This window comes from Pseudomonas duriflava (assembly GCF_007830155.1).
In the GTDB taxonomy this organism is placed as follows: Bacteria; Pseudomonadota; Gammaproteobacteria; order Pseudomonadales; family Pseudomonadaceae; genus Chryseomonas; species Chryseomonas duriflava.
In genome coordinates this window covers 96,357-117,649 of record NZ_VLKY01000005.1, presented here as the reverse complement: position 1 = coordinate 117,649, position 21,293 = coordinate 96,357, and the positions used below count along the sequence as shown (strand labels likewise).

Annotated in this window: 15 protein-coding genes and 1 riboswitch; of the genes, 8 read left to right on the top strand and 7 right to left on the bottom strand. The window is 53.9% G+C overall.

The annotated features are described in order from the left end of the window. Positions 1-74 precede the first annotated feature (74 nt). From rhlE2 to ahcY, 3 genes are all read right to left on the bottom strand, one after another. Entirely contained in the window at positions 75-2,039 is a 1,965-nt protein-coding gene (gene rhlE2 / locus IQ22_RS08685) for an RNA helicase RhlE2 (RefSeq protein ID WP_145140768.1), read from the bottom strand. Positions 2,040-2,186: 147 nt separating this feature from the next. Then, positions 2,187-3,035, bottom strand: a complete 849-nt coding sequence (gene metF / locus IQ22_RS08680) for a methylenetetrahydrofolate reductase [NAD(P)H] (protein ID WP_145140767.1) — start codon at positions 3,033-3,035, stop codon at positions 2,187-2,189. Between the two features lie 98 nt (positions 3,036-3,133). Next, positions 3,134-4,543 (bottom strand): adenosylhomocysteinase, encoded by a 1,410-nt coding sequence (ahcY, locus tag IQ22_RS08675; RefSeq protein WP_145140766.1) that lies wholly within the window; start codon positions 4,541-4,543, stop codon positions 3,134-3,136. An 85-nt stretch (positions 4,544-4,628) separates the two neighbouring features. Beyond that, positions 4,629-4,725, bottom strand: a riboswitch (S-adenosyl-L-homocysteine riboswitch). Positions 4,726-4,910: 185 nt separating this feature from the next. Here ahcY and IQ22_RS08670 point away from each other — a divergent pair. Further along, a complete protein-coding gene (locus tag IQ22_RS08670; RefSeq protein WP_145140765.1) occupies positions 4,911-5,312 on the top strand; it encodes an acyl-CoA thioesterase in 402 nt (133 codons plus the stop codon). Between the two features lie 524 nt (positions 5,313-5,836). Further along, positions 5,837-7,327: an NCS1 family nucleobase:cation symporter-1 gene (locus IQ22_RS08665; protein WP_145140764.1), complete on the top strand. Its 1,491-nt coding sequence runs from the start codon at positions 5,837-5,839 to the stop codon at positions 7,325-7,327. 67 nt (positions 7,328-7,394) lie between these two features. Here the strand turns inward: IQ22_RS08665 and IQ22_RS08660 are convergent, their stop codons facing one another. Both IQ22_RS08660 and IQ22_RS08655 read right to left on the bottom strand, forming a co-directional pair. Further along, positions 7,395-7,874, bottom strand: a complete 480-nt coding sequence (locus IQ22_RS08660) for a metallophosphoesterase family protein (protein WP_145141176.1) — start codon at positions 7,872-7,874, stop codon at positions 7,395-7,397. 120 nt (positions 7,875-7,994) lie between these two features. Continuing rightward, entirely contained in the window at positions 7,995-9,380 is a 1,386-nt protein-coding gene (locus IQ22_RS08655; RefSeq protein WP_145140763.1) for a nucleobase:cation symporter-2 family protein, read from the bottom strand. Positions 9,381-9,676: 296 nt separating this feature from the next. Between IQ22_RS08655 and IQ22_RS08650 the strand changes: the two genes are divergently transcribed. Next, on the top strand, positions 9,677-10,285 hold the full coding sequence (locus tag IQ22_RS08650; protein ID WP_145140762.1) for a DedA family protein: 609 nt from the start codon (positions 9,677-9,679) through the stop codon (positions 10,283-10,285). Between the two features lie 84 nt (positions 10,286-10,369). Here IQ22_RS08650 and IQ22_RS08645 read toward each other — a convergent pair whose 3' ends face one another. Both IQ22_RS08645 and ilvD read right to left on the bottom strand, forming a co-directional pair. Further along, positions 10,370-11,770 carry an APC family permease gene (locus IQ22_RS08645; RefSeq protein WP_145140761.1) on the bottom strand — a complete coding sequence of 467 codons (1,401 nt, stop codon included), beginning with the start codon at positions 11,768-11,770 and terminating at the stop codon, positions 10,370-10,372. Positions 11,771-12,231: 461 nt separating this feature from the next. Next, the gene (ilvD, locus tag IQ22_RS08640) at positions 12,232-14,070 is read right to left on the bottom strand and encodes a dihydroxy-acid dehydratase (protein WP_145140760.1); all 1,839 of its coding nucleotides are present in this window, start codon (positions 14,068-14,070) and stop codon (positions 12,232-12,234) included. Between the two features lie 942 nt (positions 14,071-15,012). On the opposite strand from ilvD, the gene IQ22_RS08635 reads away from it, so the two are divergent. The 5 genes from IQ22_RS08635 to IQ22_RS08615 all read left to right on the top strand — a co-directional run bounded on the left by IQ22_RS08635 (position 15,013) and on the right by IQ22_RS08615 (position 21,289). Then, positions 15,013-15,522, top strand: coding sequence for a GspH/FimT family pseudopilin (locus IQ22_RS08635; RefSeq protein ID WP_145140759.1), 510 nt, complete (start codon positions 15,013-15,015; stop codon positions 15,520-15,522). A 1-nt stretch (position 15,523) separates the two neighbouring features. Beyond that, the gene (pilV, locus tag IQ22_RS08630; protein WP_244309041.1) at positions 15,524-16,108 is read left to right on the top strand and encodes a type IV pilus modification protein PilV; all 585 of its coding nucleotides are present in this window, start codon (positions 15,524-15,526) and stop codon (positions 16,106-16,108) included. 2 nt (positions 16,109-16,110) lie between these two features. Beyond that, a complete protein-coding gene (locus IQ22_RS08625; protein WP_244309039.1) occupies positions 16,111-16,833 on the top strand; it encodes a PilW family protein in 723 nt (240 codons plus the stop codon). Next, positions 16,830-17,420 carry a pilus assembly PilX family protein gene (locus IQ22_RS08620; RefSeq protein WP_145140757.1) on the top strand — a complete coding sequence of 197 codons (591 nt, stop codon included), beginning with the start codon at positions 16,830-16,832 and terminating at the stop codon, positions 17,418-17,420. The genes IQ22_RS08625 and IQ22_RS08620 overlap by 4 nt, the downstream gene beginning before the upstream one ends. 923 nt (positions 17,421-18,343) lie before the next feature. Then, on the top strand, positions 18,344-21,289 hold the full coding sequence (locus IQ22_RS08615; protein WP_244309037.1) for a pilus assembly protein: 2,946 nt from the start codon (positions 18,344-18,346) through the stop codon (positions 21,287-21,289). Positions 21,290-21,293 lie beyond the last annotated feature (4 nt).

Below are 21,293 nucleotides of genomic sequence, written 5' to 3'. Positions count from 1 at the left end.
CCAGGGAGTCGGCTTTTTTGTCTCCGCTTGCAATAAGGTCTCCCCTCAACGGCCAGCCGTTGAGGGGAGGCTTATCAGGCGTCAGCGTCAGCGTCGGCCGAACGGTTACGTGTCAGCAGAGCAGGCTTTTCCGTCTTGGGTCGTACGTTCAGCGAGTCCAGTTGTTCTGGTGTCAGCAGACGATCTGCACGGGACGGCTTGTGCATGATTTTAGGCTGGGGCTTGCTGGGTGCACGCTCCTCCATCAGAGGCGAACGGGATTCACGTGGCTCGCGTGGTACATAAGGACGGTTATCCTGGCGAGGCCGCTGAGGGCCACCGGCGCCCGGCTTACGACGCTTGTTCGGACCTGGTGCTTGCGCACCCTGGGGCTGTGCTCCCTGGCCTTGCTTATTACGAGGCGGGCGGTTCTGGGCAGGTGCGCCCGGCGTATGGGCTCGGGCCGGTTGTCCCTGCCCCGGGCGACGTGGGCCACCGGTTCGGCCTTTGTTCTTGTTTTGATAAGGGCTGACGTAATCGACCCGATTGCCGAAGTTATCCACCTCATCATCCAGAAATACTTCAGGATCACGATTTCTGTCTGGGCGGGGAGTAGGTGTAGCTTGCGGCTGGGATCGCTCACTGTTGTCCCGCTCCTGGCGCGGCTTGCCTTTGCCACGAACCTGCTGAGGCTGGCGTCCCCGACGAGGTGGGCGGGAGGTAGGCTGTTCAGAAGTCGACTGTTCAGTAGCTTCCGCGGCAACTGCTGCTACCGCCTCGTTTTCTACAGCTGCCTCGCGCGTTTCACGTGGGTGTTTCTTGCGAGGCGGTCGAGGCTGACGCTGACCGCGAGCTTCTCTTGGCTCGCGTGATTCGCGAGGCTCACGTGCTTCAGTCTTTTCCGGCGGTATGGTAGTCGGGTCGAAGCCCTGCATATCGCCTTCTGGAATCGCTTGTTTGGTCAGGCGCTCGATGGACTTGAGCAGCTTTTCCTCGTCTGGAGCTACCAGGGAAATGGCTTCGCCGCTACGGCCGGCGCGGCCTGTACGACCAATACGGTGTACATAATCCTCTTCGACGTTGGGCAACTCGAAGTTGACCACGTGCGGTAGCTGATCGATATCCAGACCACGGGCGGCGATGTCAGTCGCTACCAGTACGCGAATATTGTTGTCCTTGAAATCAGCCAGGGCTTTAGTACGCGCATTCTGGCTCTTGTTGCCATGAATGGGGGCAGCCGGTAGGCCATGCTTGTTCAGGTACTCGGCCAGACGGTTGGCGCCATGCTTGGTACGGGTAAATACCAGCACCTGCTCCCAGGCGCCCAGCGTGATCAGGTGAGCCAGCAATGCGCGCTTCTGCGCTGCTGGAATGCGGAATACGCGCTGTTCGATCCGCTCCACCGTCGTGTTTGGGGGAGTGACTTGAATGCGCTCCGGATTACGCAGCAGCTTGTCAGCCAGGTCGGTAATGTCTTTGGAGAACGTCGCTGAGAAGAGCAGGTTCTGCCGTTCCTTGGGCAACAGGGCGAGAACACGCTTGACGTCATGGATGAAGCCCATGTCGAGCATGCGGTCCGCTTCGTCCAGTACCAGAATCTCTATAGCTGACAAGTCAACGCTGCCCTGTCCAGCCAGGTCCAGCAAACGGCCTGGGCAGGCCACCAGAACATCGAGGCCTCTGGCAATGGCTGTGACTTGTGGTTTCAGGCCAACGCCACCGAATACACAGGCGCTGCGCATGGGCAGGTCACGGGCGTAGAGCTTGAAACTGTCGTGAACCTGAGCTGCCAGTTCGCGGGTGGGCGTGAGCACCAGTACGCGAGGTTGACGTGGGCCCGGTTTGCGACCATCAGGCTGTCCGTTCGGAAATAAACGCTCCAAAACGGGCAGGGCGAAGCCGCCAGTCTTGCCGGTACCGGTCTGGGCAGCCACCATGAGGTCGCGGCCCTGCAGTACGGCAGGAATTGCCCGTTGTTGAACGGGGGTCGGGTTAACATAACCCGCGTCGGTTACTGCGCGGGATAGGGCCTCGGAGAGACCGAGGGAAGTGAAGGACATGCGGGGTTCCTGTCTACTAAGTCGGCGTCCCGCCGACGTTGGGGCGCGATTTCGCCCGGAGCTGACACCAACGATACGGTTGTCTCCTCCACACACGGCTGCCCTGCGCTGGGCAGTGGGCTGGAGGATGGCCCCAAGCGATTATTTTCAGCTCTTAAAGCCAAGGTTGTTCCATATGGCCAGGCTGGGTTCAGCCTGATTCAACGTGTAGAAATGCAGGGCAGGCGCTCCGCCAGCCAACAGGCGTTCACACATTGTTGTTACTACTTCTTCGCCAAAGGCCTGGATGCTTTTGACATCATCAGCATACGCTTCAAGCTGTTTGCGAATCCAGCGTGGGATTTCTGCGCCACAAGCTTCGGAGAAGCGGGCCAGGCTGCTGTAATTAGTGATTGGCATAATGCCAGGAATCACAGGGACTTCAACACCTAGCTTGCGCGCTCTTTCAATAAAATAAAAGTAACTGTCGGCATTAAAGAAGTATTGAGTGATTGCGCCGTTGGCACCCGCCTTGATTTTACGGACAAAATTGGCCAGGTCCGCTTCGAAGTTGCGGGCCTGTGGATGCGTTTCTGGATAGGCAGCCACTTCAATGTGGAAATGATCGCCGGTCTCTTCGCGAATAAAGCTGACCAGCTCGTTGGCATAACGCAGCTCGCCACTGGAGAGCCCCATGCCAGAGGGCAAATCACCGCGAAGGGCTACGATCCGATTGATTCCGGCGCTGCGGTATTGCTCGAGCAGGGCACGCAGTTCAGCCTTCGAGTCGCCTACACAAGACAGGTGAGGTGCCGTAGGAATCCGGGTTTCGTTACTTAGCTGTAATACCGTGTTGTAGGTGCGGTCTCGTGTAGAGCCGCCGGCACCGTAGGTGCAGGAAAAGAACTCAGGCGCATAGTCAGTCAACTGACGAGCGGTATTCAAAAGTTTTTCATGCCCGGCTTCGGTCTTCGTTGGGAAGAACTCGAAACTGACGCTGGGTTGAATGGTAGTCATGGAATCTTCCTGGAGCGCGGCGCTCATTCCCGAGGGCCCGCTGGCGGACCCTTGGGGGTTGGAAAAGAGGACGGGAGAGCCGCCTCTTCTCACTTCTCTTAGTAGCGGTAAGTGTCCGGCTTGAACGGGCCGTCTTGTTCAACACCAATGTAGGCAGCCTGTTCCGGTGTCAGGCGAGTAACCACACCACCGAAGCCCTTAACCATTTCCAGCGCGACTTCTTCGTCAAGCTTTTTCGGTAGGACCATAACAGTGACGTTTTTGCTCTTCTCAACTACGGGCAGGTCGGCAAACTTCTCGTTAAACAGATAGATCTGTGCCAAGACCTGGTTAGCAAAGGAGCCGTCCATAATCCGGCTTGGATGGCCGGTAGCATTGCCCAGGTTTACCAGACGGCCTTCCGCCAGCAGGATCAGATAGTCATCATTTTGTGCATCGAAACCGTCTTTACCGGTGCGATGAATCTTGTGCACCTGCGGCTTGACCTCTTCCCATGCCCAGTTCTTGCGCATGAAAGCGGTGTCGATTTCGTTGTCGAAGTGGCCAATGTTACAAACCACGGCGCGCTTCTTAAGATTTTTCAGCATGTTGGCATCGCACACATTGGCGTTACCGGTCGTGGTAACGATCAGATCGATCTTGCCCAGCAGGTCGGCGTCAACGCTTGCTTCGGTACCATCGTTCAGGCCGCTCTTGTAGGGTGAAACGACTTCATAGCCGTCCATGCAGGCTTGCATGGCGCAGATAGGATCGACTTCAGATACTTTTACGATCATGCCTTCCTGGCGCAGGGAGGCTGCCGAGCCTTTACCCACGTCGCCATAGCCGATGACTAGCGCTTGCTTACCGGACAGCAGGTGGTCAGTGGCACGCTTGATAGCATCGTTCAGGCTGTGACGGCAGCCGTACTTGTTGTCGTTCTTGCTCTTGGTAACCGAGTCGTTGACGTTGATTGCCGGAATCTTCAGGGTGCCTTTCTTCAGCATGTCCTGCAGACGATGCACACCGGTAGTGGTCTCTTCGGTAACGCCATGGATGCCTTCCAGAACGTTCGGGTATTTGTCGTGCAGGATCTGAGTCAGGTCACCGCCGTCGTCAAGAACCATGTTGGCATCCCATGGCTGGCCATCCTTCAGGATGGTCTGCTCGATGCACCACTCGTACTCTTCTTCGGTTTCGCCTTTCCAGGCGAAGACAGGAATACCGACGGCGGCAATAGCGGCGGCAGCTTGATCCTGGGTCGAGAAGATGTTGCAGGACGACCAGCGGACCTCAGCGCCCAGGGCAACCAGGGTTTCGATCAAAACGGCCGTCTGGATGGTCATGTGGATGCAGCCCAGGATCTTGGCGCCTTTAAGTGGCTGCTCATCCGCATATTTACGGCGTAAGGCCATCAGGGCCGGCATTTCCGACTCGGCGATGATGATCTCGCGGCGGCCCCAGGCAGCCAAGGAAATGTCGGCAACCTTGTAGTCGTTAAAATCGGCAGGCGTAATAACAGCGCTCATGTAGCTCTCCATTCGTTTGAAGTAATCGGATGTCCAGGCATAGCGACGGCAGTCGACACAGTATGCAGGAGGACAAACCCGGTGATGCGAATGGGCGCCGTTGATGCGTGTGCAGAGCGGGTCTGCGGCTACGCTCCCCCGAGCCTGACAGGAGGACTCCTGCTGCAGCGCCCCTCGGTGGGATGGCGGGTGACGATATCGAAACCGTCATGGGCAGGCAGTATAGCGGGCAATCCGCCAGGTTTGTAGGTGTGCCGGATTCATGATGATCAGTAATCGACTGCATGCAGAGGAACGACCTTTGTGCCAAGGTCTCTAAAACTGAACCGGTTTAGCAACACAGCAAGGACTCAAGGAGACGCTGACGATGAATTTCCATACCCGCAAGTGGGTCAAGCCCGAAGATTTGAATGCTAACAACACGTTGTTTGGGGGGAGCCTGCTCAAGTGGATTGATGAGGAAGCTGCGATCTACGCCATCGTTCAGTTGGGTAATCAGCGAGTCGTAACCAAGTACATTTCTGAAATCAATTTCGTTAGCGCTTCTCGCATTGGCGATATCATCGAATTGGGTATTACGGCAACCGAGTTTGGTCGCACCTCAATTACGCTGCGCTGCGAGGTCCGCAACAAGATCACTCGCAAGAGTATCTTGACCATCGACAAAATCGTATTTGTGAATCTGGATGAGAATGGTAATCCGGCCCCGCATGGCAAGACCAAAATTACTTACATAGAGGATCAGTTCAAGGACGGGGGCAAAAAGTAACTGCCTGGTTCTCTGAAATCCGTGGTTAACCTTGGCGAGAACGGCTTGTAATGCTCGTGCCAAGATTAGCCTCTGGAGTTGGTTCTAGCAGCGTTGTTACAGGCACCGCTGAGCCAGAACGGATAATGTTTATGGATTTTAATGTATTGGCTAACTTATAAACCCTATCAGCCAAGTTCCCTAAATTGGTGAAAGCGGCTCACCAATTTGTTGCAGGTTCGCTTTTTCCTATTTATCAAAAAATTCAGCGGCTTACCGCTTTTTGCCTAGCGGCATAGCCTGACGGTTAGGACGCGGGTGCACCAGTTTGATTCCTGATCTATTGCTCAATCACTTGTCTGTCGCATCAAGCAAAGCTCATCTCTAGTCGACTCAAAAATAATTTTCTTTTATTTCAATAAGTTGGCATATCTACCCAGCAAACCTTCGTTTCTTGATTCGTTTGGGCACGTTTATTGAGAGTACATCTGACCTCACCGTGCCTATTCGTCTACCGCGTACGATAAGAATCAGGAGCGCTTGCGATGCAACAGAGTAGATCAGAGGCGACTAGCCGCCATGGTTTGTATGAGTTGAAGGCTGGCCCGGATGTTCTGAACAGTCCTCGCTACAATCACGATATGGCGCCCACGCGGGTGGCCGAGCGAACCTGGAACAAATGGCATATAGCTGCGCTCTGGGTGGGTATGGCGATCTGTGTGCCTACTTACACGTTAGGCGGAGTATTGACCGCTTATTTTGGACTGTCTGTAGGCGAGGCGCTGTTTACCATTCTAGTCGCCAATCTTATTGTCCTGATTCCCCTGACTCTGAATGCCTTTCCAGGAACAAAATACGGTATACCGTTTCCCGTGCTGTTACGCAGTTCGTTTGGAATTTTAGGTTCTAACGTGCCGTGTTTGATCCGAGCTGTGGTCGCCTGTGGTTGGTTTGGTATTCAGACAATGTTTGGTGGTCTGGCCATTCATCTTTTTCTCGGCTCAATTTTTGAGGGTTGGAAAGATTTGGGCGGGGCGGGGGAGGTGATCGGCTTCATGCTGTTCTGGACGGCAAACCTGTGGGTCGTAATCCGGGGCGCTGAATCTATCAAGTGGTTGGAAACGCTGTCTGCTCCGCTTCTACTGTTAGTGGGTGTAGGCTTGCTGATGTGGGCAATGCCTTATGTCTCGATGACGGAGCTGCTGGCGCAGCCAGCCAAGCGGCCAGCCGATGAAAGCGTCATGAAGTATTTTTTTGCTGGACTGACCGCTATGGTGGGCTTTTGGGCAACGCTGTCACTCAATATCCCCGATTTCAGCCGCTATGCTCGAAGCCAAAAAGACCAGATTGTCGGTCAGGTAATCGGCCTGCCGGTTACCATGTTTCTATTCGCTTCGCTCGGTGTGGTAATGACCGCAGCCTCGGCCTCGCTGGTGGGCGAGACGGTTTCCGATCCGGTTTCTCTGATTGGCCATATCCAAAGTCCCCTCTGGGTAGCCTTGGCTATGGCTCTGATCGTCATAGCTACCCTGTCGACCAATACTGCTGCCAATATCGTATCCCCTACCAATGACTTTCAGAACCTGGCGCCTAAATACATCAATCGGACCAAGGCAGTGCTTATCACCGGATTTGTCGGCTTAGCGCTAATGGCGCATGAGCTGCTCAAAAAGCTCGGTTGGATCGTTTCGGACGTCAGCCTGGAAAGTATCTATTCCAATTGGCTGCTAGGTTATTCCAGCCTGCTCGGCCCTATTGCTGGAATCATGGTGGTGGACTACTTCATTGTGAAAAAGCAGCAACTCAACCTGATCGGGTTGTACCAAGACGATATTTATCCAGCCTATAACGTTGCAGGTTTCGTAGCATTTGGCATTCCGGTCGTGTTGACACTCATCGCCTTGACGACAGGAGTCATGACGTGGTTCTACGATTATGGCTGGTTTACCGGTTCGCTCCTGGGCGGGGCGATTTATTTTGCCTGTGCCGGGCAGCGGCAACGTGTACCGGTAGCGGTAGCCAAGCCTTTACTGTGAGCTGGAAATCGCATGCCTGAAAAGGCTTCAAGCCTTTGCCTGCCATGATTTAGGGGTAGGGCTAGCGCTAACCTAAGGTAAGCAGTTCGGCCTCTACCTCGTTGCCGCGAAGCGTCAGCCGGCCTACAGATATGGGAAGTTTGAAGCGCCGAGGGCCGGCGCTGCCGGGGTTGAAGTAAAGGGTTCCGTCACGCTCTTCCAGCTTGGGCTTGTGTGAGTGTCCGCTGACCACCACGCGAATCCCCTCTGCGGCCGGGTCTATCTTCAAATCCTGCAGGATATGGATCAGGTAGATTCGTACATCGCCAAAGGTAAGCTCCGCTGTTTCAGGAATAGCCATGGCCCAGTCAGCGGTATCGTTATTGCCGCGAACGACCGTAAGGGGAGCGATTTCACGTAGCCGTTCAAGAATGTCGGGTTTGCCAATATCTCCGGCATGAATGATGTGATCGCTACCTTCCAAAGCTTGTAACGCCTCGGGACGGAGCAGGTTATGGGTATCGGCGATAAGACCGACGCGAATGATCTGGGCTGTGTTTTCAAGCATGTTGGCTTCCCGCAGGTAGAGCGAGTGAATGAAACATTCGACTTCTAAGGCCGGGAAATGTTGAAAACAGAGCAGCCAGGCAGGCATCGGCGTGTTCAAAACACGCCGATGTCCTATCGGTTATGGCTGTTCTGTCCCTTCGTCATGGCGAGGCTCCGGTAGGAACCAATTCATGATCAGGGCACACAGTCCGCCTGTGGCTACGCCGGAGTTCAAAACATCTCGCAGGGCCGCTGGCATGTGCGCCAGGAACTCAGGAACCTGAGAAACACCCAAGCCCAACGCCAGGGAAACGGCAATGATCAGCAGGGCGCGGCGATCCAGTTGAATACCGGCCAGGATATTGATCCCGGAGGCTGCCACAGCCCCAAACATGACAAGAGCCGCGCCGCCCAGTACCGGCTCGGGCACAGCCTGAATGATGCCGGCTACCGCAGGAAACAGGCCGAGCAGGACCAGCATGACCGCAATCCACAAGCCGACATGACGGCTAGCGATGCCGGTCAGCTGGATCACACCGTTATTCTGCGCAAAGATCGAACTGGGAAAACTGTTAAACAGACCGGCCAGCAGCGAATTGGCACCATTGACCAGAACACCGCCTTTGATCCGAGCCATCCAGACGGGGCCTTCGACGGGCTGCTGCGAAACCTTGCTAGTGGCGGTTACGTCGCCGATGGCCTCCAGTGAGGTGACGAGGTAAATCACCAGCATCGGCACGAACAATGCCCAGGAAAACCCCAGGCCGAAATGCAGGGGTACCGGTACCTGGAACAGCGGCGCTTCGTGCATGCCGGTAAAATCCAATCGGCCCAGGTACGCTGCCAGCCCATAGCCAGCCAGCAAAGCCAGCACGATGGCGGCACTACGCACCCACACGATGCGGACGCGATTGAGCACGACGATAATAGCCAGCACCACGCCGGAGAGCAGCAGGTTCTCTCCATTGGCAAAGGTCCCCTGGCTCATGGCTGAGAAGCCGCCCCCCATACTGATCAGGCCTACCTTGATCAGCGTCAGGCCAATCATCAATACCACGATACCGGTTACCAGCGGCGTGATCAGGCGCTTCACGAACGGCAGGATGCGCGAAATACCCATTTCCACAAAGGAGCCGGCCATGACTACGCCAAAAATGGCCGCCATGACGGCTTCTACAGGAGTGCCTTGTTTAACCATTAGTGCACCGCCGGCGATCAGCGGGCCCACGAAGTTGAAGCTGGTTCCCTGAACGATCAACAGGCCTGCACCGAACGGGCCGAACCGGCGGCACTGCACGAACGTGGCAATACCCGAAATAACCAGCGACATAGACACGATCAGGTTGGTGTCTCGGGATGACACGCCTAGTGCCTGACAGATCAAAAGGCCTGGTGTGACGATAGGAACGATGATGGCCAGCAGGTGTTGTAACGCGGCGAGCAGGGCGATAGGAAGACGAGGGCGGCCATCCAGGCCATAGACCAATTCATGACGAGAAGGCAGTGGGGGTTCCGACTGGCGCATAGGGCAGTTCCGCAAAAGGCGGCAAGTGTACTGGCGTCTTTCCGTGCCGCACAGCCTGTTTGGCACAGACGGATGAAGCGGGCAAAAGCACCTGCGCCTCTGTTGAGTGAAGTGCTCTGGTTTACGTCTGGTAATAAACAGCCTGGACCGTAGGATCAACTTTTTACGGTCTCGCTGTCTTACTGCCCTGTGAAAGCGCATAGCAGAGGCCTTCACTGTACGTATCGTGAAAATCATTATTTTCGGTAGCTGACAAGGCTGACCGGTTATTTATCGTTGCTTATGAGGACTGCACAGTGTTCGAGACCATTATTGGGCTGATTGAGCAAGGAGGCTATCTGGGTGTCCTGACGCTGATGTTTCTGGAAAATCTGTTCCCGCCGATTCCATCGGAAGTCATCATGCCGCTGGCGGGCTTTCTGGCAGCGCGAGGCGATTTGAATATCGTAGGGGTTATCCTGGCAGGAACAATGGGGTCTTTTCTGGGCGCATTACCCTGGTATTACGCCGGAGCCAGTCTGGGAGAGGAGCGCATGAAACGGTTGGCCAAGCGGTATGGTCGCTGGCTGACGGTATCGCCTAAGGATGTAGGCGAGGCATCGCTATGGTTCCAGGCCCATGGTAACAAGGCGGTTTTCTTTGGGCGTTTGGTGCCCGCCATTCGCACATTGATTTCAGTGCCGGCCGGGATTGCACGTCTGCCATTGCCCTCGTTTCTGTTTTATACACTGGCAGGTTCGTTGATCTGGACGACAGTGCTGACTGTGGCAGGGTATGTATTGCATACCGAATACGATCGGGTAGCCCAGTTTATGGACCCAGGCTCCAAAGTGGTGCTACTGACAATCGTAGGGGTTTATGTGTATCGACTATTGAAGATCAGCGCTCAGCGTGAGTATCAGTAACAAGGCTGTACATGACCGCCTCTCTCGCAGCCCCTCCATGAGAGAAGCGGTCAGTTTACCTTGCCGCTAGGCGCCTTTATGGTGTCAGGACAGCTCGCGGCGCATCGCCTGTTCCGTATAGGCCACACCATAACGGTTACGGGCGTATCCATACAGGATGAGGCCAATGACCATCCAGGATATGAACAGGGCCCACTCCACTGGAATCAGCGCCGATGGGCTGAACGGCATGTACATCATGGTTAGTGCCAGGCTCAGTACGACGGCTAGAATGCCTACCGGCAGGCCAGCCGCTACCTTGAACGGACGCGGCATGTTGGGTTCGCGCAGTCGCAAGACAACAAACGAAATCGCTACAAACAGGTAGGCGATAACGATGGCGAGACTGCCAGCGTCCACAAACCATACCAGCGCTTTACGGCCCAGCAGCGGAGCAAAGGTACTGATCAGGCCAATCAGCAAAATGGCGTTGGTTGGGGTGCGGTAGCGGCCGTGCAGCTTGCCCAGAAACGCGGGCAACATACCGGAGTGGGCGAGGGCGTAAATGGCGCGGCTGCCGCCAATATAGAACGCGTTCCAGCTGGTAATGATACCGGCCAGGCCTGCCATGATCATCAGTTTGGCTGCCCAGGGCGCACCATAAACTGCCTGCATGGCTTGCGGCACGGTCAGTACGTCAGCACTGATCGCACTGACCGGCAGGGCCAGGCTGACGCCAAGAATCATCAACGCGTAAAAGACGACCGCCATGACTACCGAGACGATTAGCAACTTGCCGATGTCGCGTGGAGGCAGATTGACCTCTTCGGCCGCTTGAGGAATAACGTCGAATCCGACAAACATGAACGGCACCATGATTAGGACCGTCATGACCCCAGCACTACCGCCTACCAGCAGCGGCTCCATGTTAGCGGTCTCACCGGTAAACAGCGCACCACTGATAAACATCACGCCAACCACCACGATCAGCAGTACCACTACCTTTTGCAGCAGCGAAGCGGTTGTTACGCCGAAATAGTTGACCATCATCATGATCAGCGATCCGGCCATCCCAACCGCTACCCAGGATGCATAGACATCCCAGCCGGCGACATTCCAGAGAAAACCTACCTGATACCCGGGGAAGAGATTGTCCACCACCGTAGGCAAGGCTACGGCCTCGAACGCAACCACCGAAATGTAGCCGAGCACAATGGCCCAGGTGCAAATGAACGAACTGAAATGCCCGAGCGCTCGGTAGCTGTAGCTATGCTCACCGCCTGCCTGCGGCATGGCTGCTGCCAGTTCGGCATAGGTCAAACCGATCAGAATAATGGCGAGGCCACCGATTAGAAACGCCAGAATGGAGCCTAGACTGCCAGCAGAACGGATCCACTCACCGGTCATGACAATCCAGCCCCAACCGATCATGGCGCCAAAAGCCAGCGCCAGGACTTCTTTTCGGCCCAGTACGCGTACAAAACCGCTTTGATGTGTTGAGCTCATACGAGTTACTTCTCGAGAATAGGAAATAGCCCGGATGCCTATGCAGAAATTGATCCATATTTCGAACAAGGCGTATGTTTTTATGAACAGTGCTGGTAGGGATGGCCACTGGCCTTGCTGCGCCGTTTATAGCGAGGGGATTAGTGGCTCCAGAAAAGAACCAAAAGAGGGCGTTGAGTCGTGAATTTTCTCTGACTTGCACTTCAACGGTGCAAAACGTAACAGTGGCACGGTAACACTAGTCACAATACGAAGCAGAACACTGCTTGCAGAGGGAGAGCATACTTGCCTGTTGCGCACTACTTTAGCGATCCTATGGCTCTAGGATGCGCCTTAAGCCTGTATATTCCAGGCGCTTCATGCAGGATAAGCTCTTGGTGGAATGCCCCAAAAAAGTGCATTTCTGTTGGGATATTTTCGACTGGAGAACCGGGCAGCCTGAGCTGCCCGGCTAGGGTAGATCAGTCGTCCAGCATCGCCTTGTTACGAACAGCACCTTTATCAGCACTGGTTGCCAGCAGGGCATAGGCTTTCAATGCTGTAGTCACGCGGCGTGTACGCGGTGCGGCAGGCTTCCAGCCTTTCTTGTCCTGTTCGATGCGGCGGTGGGACAGCTCCTCGTCGCTAACGAGCAGGTTAATGCTACGGTTGGGAATATCGATAAGAACCTTATCGCCATCTTTCACCAAACCAATCGCACCGCCGGCTGCGGCTTCTGGAGAAGCGTGGCCAATGGACAGGCCCGAGGTCCCGCCCGAGAAGCGACCATCGGTAAGCAAGGCACACTGCTTGCCCAGACCTTTGGACTTCAGATAGCTGGTGGGATACAGCATTTCCTGCATGCCCGGCCCGCCTTTCGGACCTTCGTAGCGAATGATCACGATATCGCCGGCTTTCACTTCGTCGTTCAGGATGCCTTTAACCGCAGCGTCCTGGCTTTCGAAGATCTTGGCCGAACCTTCAAAGACATGAATGGACTCATCCACGCCAGCTGTCTTTACCACGCAACCGTCCAGGGCAATGTTGCCGTATAGCACGGCCAGACCGCCTTCCTGAGAGTAAGCATGCTCAACGCTGCGGATACACCCATTGGCGCGGTCGTCATCCAGTGTGTCCCAACGGGTCGCCTGGCTGAAGGCTTCCTGTGTCGGGATACCGGCCGGACCGGCCTTGAAGAAGGTCTTCACGGCGTCGTCCTGAGTAATGGTCACGTCCCACTTCTCGATGGCTTCGCCCAGGGTCTTGCTATGCACGGTCGGAAGGTCCGTGTGGAGCAGGCCGCCGCGGGCCAGTTCACCCAGGATGCTGATGATGCCACCGGCCCGGTGTACATCTTCCATGTGGTACTTCTGGATGTTTGGCGCAACCTTGCACAACTGTGGCACCTTGCGGGACAGGGCATCAATGGCGCGCAGATCGAACTCCACCTCGGCTTCCTGAGCCGCCGCCAACAAGTGCAGGATGGTATTGGTAGAGCCGCCCATGGCAATGTCCAGCGTCATGGCGTTTTCGAACGCCTTGTACGAGGCAATACTGCGCGGCAGGACAGATGCATCGTTCTCCTGGTAGTAGCGCTTGCACAACTCCACGACGGTCCGGCCAGCCTGGAGGAACAATTCCTTTCGGTCGGCATGGGTCGCCAGCAGCGAGCCGTTACCTGGCAGGGCCAAGCCTAATGCTTCGGTCAGGCAGTTCATGGAGTTGGCCGTGAACATGCCGGAGCAGGAGCCGCAGGTGGGGCAGGCGCTGCGCTCGTATTCGGCTACCGTTTCATCGGAGGCTGTGCTATCGGCAGCGATGACCATGGCATCGACCAAGTCCAGGCCGTGGCTGGCCAATTTGGTCTTGCCAGCTTCCATCGGGCCGCCAGATACGAACACGACAGGAATGTTCAGGCGCAGAGCGGCCATCAACATGCCGGGAGTGATCTTGTCGCAGTTAGAGATGCACACCAGGGCGTCGGCGCAATGGGCGTTGACCATGTATTCCACGGCATCCGCGATGATTTCGCGGGACGGCAGGGAATAAAGCATGCCGTCATGGCCCATGGCGATGCCGTCGTCTACGGCGATGGTGTTGAATTCCTTGGCGACGCCGCCAGCTTTTTCAATTTCGCGCGCTACCAGTTGGCCCAGGTCCTTTAGGTGCACATGGCCTGGTACGAACTGAGTAAAGGAGTTGGCAATCGCAATGATCGGCTTTTTGAAGTCTTCATCCTTCATTCCGGTGGCGCGCCACAGGGCACGAGCGCCGGCCATATTGCGACCGTGGGTAGAGGTTTTCGAGCGGTAATCAGGCATGGGAGGCTGCTCTCCGGGGCGGCTTTTTTGCTTATCACGGTAAGGCTGTTTGAACACTGCGGCATATCAGCCGTGTAGCTATAAAGGTAGCAACAGACGCTTAGAGCACGCGAGCGTTTAATAAGCTCAGATTATCGTGAGCGCGGTTAGGGCACGATGCAAACGGAAGTGGACCGAATGTCGGGCTCTGGCCGGTCGGGCAACGCGGGATCTCCACGTGGCCGGCCCAGGCTCACAGACTCGCCAGGGGATACGGGCGAGGAATATCTCATTGTACGCTTACCCGGGGACAGGTGAAAGCTATACACGCCGTGCTACCGCCAAGCTGTCATAAAGCAGACGTCTTGATCAATGTTATGCCATCGTTTCTGTCCAAGGGCCGCGATATTGGTTATCTCTGGTTTATAAGTTCGTAGGCAAACTTTATAAAGGGTTGTTGAATATTAAAGGAATCTCATTTAATGAGAAATATTGGTTTATTAAAATAAATAGTTTTTTAGACTTTATGCTCGGCTTTATTTTTTATTAAATACTTAAGTGCTTTGGGTTCTGTTGGCTAAAGTTAATTATTAATTATTAATTATTAGGTAAAAGTTAAAGGGGCGGTTGGCTGGTGAAGTTTGTCGCCTTGTTTTTATTGGGTTAAGGTGGTTTTGAAAGTGGCTCGTGCAAGGTTTAAGTGTTTTCTAAAAGCAGTTGCTAATAGCTTTGTATTGAATTGGATACACTTCGGAAATAAAGTTAATACAAAGCGCCAGTCATCATTTTCGTTAGCCCAGTTGTCCTCTGCAGGCTGTGTCGGGACTGCGTAATCCCTACCATGACGACATCATTTGGAGCGCGGCGGTAGTTTGCGCCATCTCTTTAGTCTCATAACGATTCAAGCAGGAAATCATTAGAAGACCGGCAATAATTGCCGAGCTTTCGCGTGGGTATTCGAAAATGAGCGGTAACCATAGTAAAGGGCTGACATTAATCGAATTATTGGTTGTGATCAGCTTGATCAGTATCTTCGTGACAGTGGCAGTACCCAGTTTCAAATCCCTGATTCATACCAATCGCATTCAAACAGCAGCTAACGAGCTGCGTAGTGTTCTGCTGTATGCCCGTAGCGAGGCGGTGAGCCGTGGGGTCAGCGTCACGGTTAAGGCGCCGACCACAACTGATTGGACGGGGGGGCTAACAGTCTCGACAGTAAAGACCCCCGTAATGTCGGCCGAGGTTCTACGCCGGTACGACACTGCTGGCTTGGCGGCCACAGGCACTAATACGACCGGTAGCGTTGATACAGTGGTATTCCGGCCTAATGGCACCTTGGAAAAGGTAGTAACTATCCAGGTATGCAGCGCGAGCGACAGTTCGAGTACGGGCAAGCTACTTACGCTGTCAACCAGTGGAAATATCGTCATGAGCGATTTCACGCCGTCCAGCCTTGCGACAGGGTGCAGTTGATATGGCCCGTCACTCTTATGCCATGGCGGGATTCAGCATGATCGAAGTGCTGGTGAGCCTGCTGATTTTATGTGTCGGTCTTTTGGGCATGGCTTCCCTGCAGGCGCGTAGCGTGCAACTGGCACAGAATTCCACGCTACGTAGTAATGCTGTAATGCTGGCTGACGATCTACTTGAAATGATGCGTAGCAATCCGGACGGCGCCTTGAGCGACGACCTGTTCGGTACAACCAGCGCTTACTACAAAGTAGCTGGCAGTGCATTCACGACAACGGCGCTCGCTTCAGGCGAAACCTGCGCCACACTGAAGCGTGGCTCAGGCGGTTCCACCGTAGCAGGCAAAGACATGACGTGCTGGCTCAAGCAGGTCAAGGCGCTATTGCCTGTTACGGATGCCTTGATCAAGGCCAATTTTGCTGTGTGCCCCAGCAAGACGCCGCCAGCCTCGGGCAGCCTGCCTTACGGCGCCTGCGAAAGCATCAGTCGCTCGGTAGTCATGATTGTCCTGGCATGGCAAGACGACACCGAGAACGGTGCCGGCTGCACGAATAGCATTTGCTATTACACCGTACGAGCGGAGTTGTGATCATGAGAGCTCGCTCTGTTCAGCACGGTTTCTCGCTTATCGAAATGATGATTGCCTTAACCTTGGGGGCCTTTTTGATTCTGGGTGTCACTCAGATTTATTTGGATAACAAGCGCAGCTATCTCTATCACCAAGGGCAGGTCAACAATCAGGAAAATGGTTTCTTTGCTCTGAGCCTTGTTGATCAACAGCTCGCACGGGCAGGCTTTCGCGCCAATGTGCTTGACCAGACTACGATGGAGGTGGCTTTTCCTGCCCTTGCAAGCAGTAACGGATGCCCCGCCTTTACCGCAGGGCAGACCGTCCAGTTCACAACGGACAAAACAGGTATCTGCTTTCGTTATCAAGGCGCCGAAGACGGCAAGGATCTGGACTGTCTGGGTAACGTGATCGCGGCGGGCGCGAATGTCTTGAGCCGTATCAGTTACGTAAGCAGCACTACGGTTGGTGCCGGTACGTTGACGTGCTCAGCCCAAGGTTCCAGCGCCCAGGTTCTGGTTAGTGGATTGGCAGATTTTCTCTGGTTCGCCTTACCGGATAGCACCGATGGTAATCAAGCTATTCGCTATGCCGCACTGTTTTCCACTCAATCGGCCGTACTCGATGGTGTTAGCAGCAATGTCGTGACCCATTGGAACGAGTTGACGGGGCGCTCGCTTACCGACACATCCCATGCCATGCAAATCGTTCAGGGAAGCGTCATGCTTAGGAATCTCATGCAATGAACGCCTCGCCTAAACGCCAGCAAGGCGCGACCCTCCTTATCGCATTGATCATGCTACTGCTGATCACGCTGATCGCAACGTCCAGCATGCGGATCACAACTCAGCAGACCCATGTCAGCGGCAACCTGGCTGAACGAACGCGCGCGTTTAATGCCGCTGAGTCAGCCTTGCGGGAAGGGGAGCGGCGCTTACTCAATCTGAGCGATACGCTTTTTTCATCATCCAGCTCCGGATACTCCAGCTGCCCGGTCAGTGTGGCAGCCATCGGCAGTAACGTATGCATCCTGACGGAGGCATATGATCTTAGTACGACCGAGCTGGCGTTGACCTGGGCGGGCACTGCGCTTGATGCCAGTGGCACGGCCAGCCAGTCAGTGGCCTACAGCGGCTATGACGGAACCTCCAGTTTCTCTGTGGCGCCTCGTTGGGTTATTACGCCTGTTGCGACAACGTCTAAAAATACGACTGATGTTACTCAAATTACTGAGGGCAAGGGCGTTTATTACTACCGTATTACGGCCGCTGCCAAAGATAGTGGCAAGCGTATCCCAGTGATCTTGCAAAGTATTGTCAAGGTAGAAAAATGAATAAGCACATGGACAGGCGTATCGTACGCAACTTTCTTATTGGCTTCGGTATTTTTGGGGTAATAGGTTGCTTGGCACAAGCTCAAGCGGCTTCTTTAAGTTTAAGCCAGCAGCCTCTATTTCTAACAACAGGGGTCGGGCCGAATATTTTTGTAACTATCGACAACTCCACCAGTATGCAGTTAACGATAGTTCCTGATGATTATTATTCGAGCGATACCGTTAGGAAAAGCCGCCGAAGTAAGTCTTCGGATTTTAATAGTCTTTATTACAACCCAAATGTTACATATACCGCACCCTATGCGGTTAGCTACAACTCAAGCACAGGTGCTGTTACAAAAACGCAGCTGACCACCAGCTTTACCTCTGCTTACGTCAACGGTTTCAGAACTGATTTAGGTGCGGTTGATTTAAGTAACGACTATAAGGTTAGCTGGGGTTATAACCCTAACCTGACAAGTACCGATGTCAATGTTACTCGTGGCAGTGCCTATGCTAATAGTGGTTTGAGTACAAATGGCGCTAGTGTATTGGCAGAGAATCCTGAAGCAGATTTCAAGACGGTAAGCAGCTCGCAAGCTTCGACAGAAACAGTCAATTGTTATTATGACTGTAGTGGAACCTACACTAGCGGCTCCTCAACATATACAACTACCTGTACGGCCGTAACTACGAATAATTCAGATGGTACCAATCACGGTAGTTCAACAGGAATTCATAATTCCAGTAGTAACGGCAAAGATAATTCGAACGCTAACGGCATAGGGAAAACTACAACTACCTATAGCTGCAGTAGGACTACCACTACGACTGTCGATAATACGAAAGCTGGCGTACCTGCTTACTATTACGTTTATGACAAAACACTAAGTGCCTGTACCAGCGCAGCAACAACAAACGATGATTGTTACAGGCTTGTGATCGTGTCTAGTACGTCGGGCCCTAACGGTAGCGACGAGCGCCAGAACTTTGCAAACTGGTATTCTTTTTACCGTAGCCGTGCACTAGCTGCACAAACGGCCACTAACCTCTCGCTAATTGATATTTCGGATACGGTTCGCTTGGGTTGGCAAGCGCTTGGGGATAGTAGTAGCTGTATTCTCAGTGCCAGCAGCGCTAACTGCCGGGGTATCAGCAATAGCAGTACAAGTGCCTATGACAATCGGTTGAGAGCATTCTCTGGTGCACACCGCGTAGCGTTTTTCAATTGGCTTGGGGACATTTATTACAACCAAAGCACCCCGCTTTTACAGTCACTTAACCGTGTAGGGGAATTGCTCCAAACGACTGGCCTAAACGGACCTTATGCTTTTTCGCCAGGCACAACTCAATCGCCTCAGTATTCTTGCCGGGCTAGTTATAGCTTGATGGTAACGGATGGGATATGGAACTCAGCGTACAGCTCCGGTAATTATGACGGCGCTACAATGACCCTCCCAGATAAAACTAATTACAGCCCTAAAGCGCCTTACAAGGATTCATACTCAAGCACACTGGCTGATTTGGCTTTTAAATATTGGGCAACGGATGCACAGTCTGGCCTTGATAATAATGTGCCTTCTTATACGGCTGTTAACGGTAGCGTTACCTATGGTAGTAACTCTCTAAGCGCTTATTGGAATCCTAAAAACGATCCTGCTACATGGCAGCATCTGACCGGCTTTTATGTTGGTATTGGTTTAAGTAGTGCGTTGACCAATCCCGCATGGGATGGAAATACCTTTGCAGGTGGCTATGAGTCTATTGCAGCTGGAACATTAAATTGGCCAGAAGCGAAGTCAGCCAGTTACAACAATGTTTATGATCTATGGCATGCCGCTATCAACTCACGTGGCGAGTTCTTTAGTGCCGAAAGTGCTGATGAGCTTGTCAGTTCCATGGAGGAGATTGTTAACCGCATAACGCAAACGACTAGCGCAAGCGCCAGCCAGACGTCCTCTCCGCTGTTGGAAAGTGACTACACCTCGACTTATACCTACGTGCCGACCTTTTCCAGCTCGGACTGGAGCGGCGACGTAACAAAGTACTTGCGCAGCACGTCCAGCAGTACAGAGCAGTGGAGTGCGCAGAGCTTACTGGATGAGAAGGATTACACCTCTCGCAAGATTTATATTGCTAGTAGTGCAGCCACTGATGGCTTGGCCTCGTTTGCCTGGAGTAACCTCACCTCCACGCAACAAAGTGCCTTGAACAAGACTTTAAGCGGCACTACCGATTCCTACGGCTCCAAGCGTGTCGACTACTTGCGCGGTGACCGAACCTATGAAAGCTCGTCTACAACGCCTTCGTTCCGGGTTCGTGGGCATGTTCTGGGCGATATCATTGATTCGACCCCCGCTCGCGTAGCGGCGCCCAGCAGTTCGACAGCACTTATGAACGCTACGGTCAGTTCGAGCAGCACTAGCTACAGCGATTTCAAGACCACATGGGCTAATCGGGATACCCGCATTTATGTGGGCGCCAATGACGGTATGCTGCATGCCTTCAATGATGACGGTGAAGAGGTCTTTGCCTTCATTCCCACTGCAGTACTCGATAACCTCTACAAGCTCAGCGATCCTAATTACACCAGTACACACCAGTATTACGTAGACGGTACGCCGGTTACCGGTGATGTGTATTTCGACGGGGCCTGGCATACGGTTCTGATTGGAACCCTTCGTGGCGGCGGTCGCGCCGTGTTCGCGCTCGATATTACTGATCCGGACAACATCAAGCTGTTATGGGAAAAGAGCGCCAGCGATAGCCAGTATAGTGAGTTAGGCTTTACCTACTCTAAGCCAGTGATTACCCGCTTACACACTGGCGAGTGGGGTGTTGTGCTGGCTAATGGCTACAATAGTACCAACGACAAGGCTGTGCTGTATCTCATGAGCGTGGCGGATGGTAGTCGGATTGGTAACGCCCTTGAAGTCAGCGACAGCAGTACGACAGCCAACGGACTGTCCTCGCCTTATGTTGCTGATATCAACGGTGATCTGATTGCCGACTACGTTTATGCGGGCGACCTGCATGGCAACCTGTGGCGCTTCGACCTGATCGGCGACAGCCTGACGAGCACCACCACCGCAGGCAATCTGAAAGTAGCCTTTTCAACTAATCCGCTCTATACCGCCAAGGCCAGCAGTCAAAGCGGGGCGACCACGCTTGTTCAGCCCATTACCGCCAGCCCTTATCTGGTCAAGCATCCTACAGGGACCGGTTACATCGTGATCTTCGGGACCGGCAAGTACCTGGAAAGTGGCGATGCGGCAGCGGATACAACCAAGGCCATGACCATTTATGGGGTTTGGGACCGGCAGACCGATGGCAGCAGTGCAACCAGTACGCCTTCGCTGACCTATGCCAATCTGCAGCAGCAAACAATTGGTGGCGATGAGACGATTACCTATACGAGTACGACGGGCACCAGCCTTAGTACGACGGCTAATACAGTCTCCAACAATACGGTGAGCTGGTATGACCCCTCGACAAACAAGAGCGGTCAGTACGGTTGGTATATTAACTTCCCGTTAACTGGAGAGATGGTCATTAGCAAGCCTTTCCTGCTAAGTGACACGCTAATCATGAGTTCGTTAACACCCAACGATGATCCCTGCGAGTCTGGAGCAGAAACTTATCTTTATGCGCTGGACCCTTATAAAGGGGGAGGAACCGATTCGTTGCTACTGGGTACGTCAACCTCCTATTCGCGGGTGGCCCTGTCAGGGCTTTTGAGTGGAGTGACACCTTTCGTCTACAGCGATGGCACTATCTCGCTCAGCGGGACGAGCGCAGATAGCAGTAGCGATCTCAACTCAAGCGTGATTCTTGACGGTACATCCAATCGTCGCCAGACCTGGCGCGTTATCTCCAACCAGGCTGACTGAACGA

What these genes read in the sequence shown, in the direction of transcription:
- rhlE2 (WP_145140768.1), bottom strand. Translation starts at nt 2,039, where the DNA reads ATGTCCTTCACTTCCCTCGGTCTCTCCGAGGCCCTATCCCGCGCAGTA.
- metF (WP_145140767.1), bottom strand. Translation starts at nt 3,035, where the DNA reads ATGACTACCATTCAACCCAGCGTCAGTTTCGAGTTCTTCCCAACGAAG.
- ahcY (WP_145140766.1), bottom strand. Translation starts at nt 4,543, where the DNA reads ATGAGCGCTGTTATTACGCCTGCCGATTTTAACGACTACAAGGTTGCC.
- IQ22_RS08670 (WP_145140765.1), top strand. Translation starts at nt 4,911, where the DNA reads ATGAATTTCCATACCCGCAAGTGGGTCAAGCCCGAAGATTTGAATGCT.
- IQ22_RS08665 (WP_145140764.1), top strand. Translation starts at nt 5,837, where the DNA reads ATGCAACAGAGTAGATCAGAGGCGACTAGCCGCCATGGTTTGTATGAG.
- IQ22_RS08660 (WP_145141176.1), bottom strand. Translation starts at nt 7,874, where the DNA reads ATGCTTGAAAACACAGCCCAGATCATTCGCGTCGGTCTTATCGCCGAT.
- IQ22_RS08655 (WP_145140763.1), bottom strand. Translation starts at nt 9,380, where the DNA reads ATGCGCCAGTCGGAACCCCCACTGCCTTCTCGTCATGAATTGGTCTAT.
- IQ22_RS08645 (WP_145140761.1), bottom strand. Translation starts at nt 11,770, where the DNA reads ATGAGCTCAACACATCAAAGCGGTTTTGTACGCGTACTGGGCCGAAAA.
- ilvD (WP_145140760.1), bottom strand. Translation starts at nt 14,070, where the DNA reads ATGCCTGATTACCGCTCGAAAACCTCTACCCACGGTCGCAATATGGCC.
- IQ22_RS08635 (WP_145140759.1), top strand. Translation starts at nt 15,013, where the DNA reads ATGAGCGGTAACCATAGTAAAGGGCTGACATTAATCGAATTATTGGTT.
- pilV (WP_244309041.1), top strand. Translation starts at nt 15,524, where the DNA reads ATGGCCCGTCACTCTTATGCCATGGCGGGATTCAGCATGATCGAAGTG.
- IQ22_RS08625 (WP_244309039.1), top strand. Translation starts at nt 16,111, where the DNA reads ATGAGAGCTCGCTCTGTTCAGCACGGTTTCTCGCTTATCGAAATGATG.
- IQ22_RS08620 (WP_145140757.1), top strand. Translation starts at nt 16,830, where the DNA reads ATGAACGCCTCGCCTAAACGCCAGCAAGGCGCGACCCTCCTTATCGCA.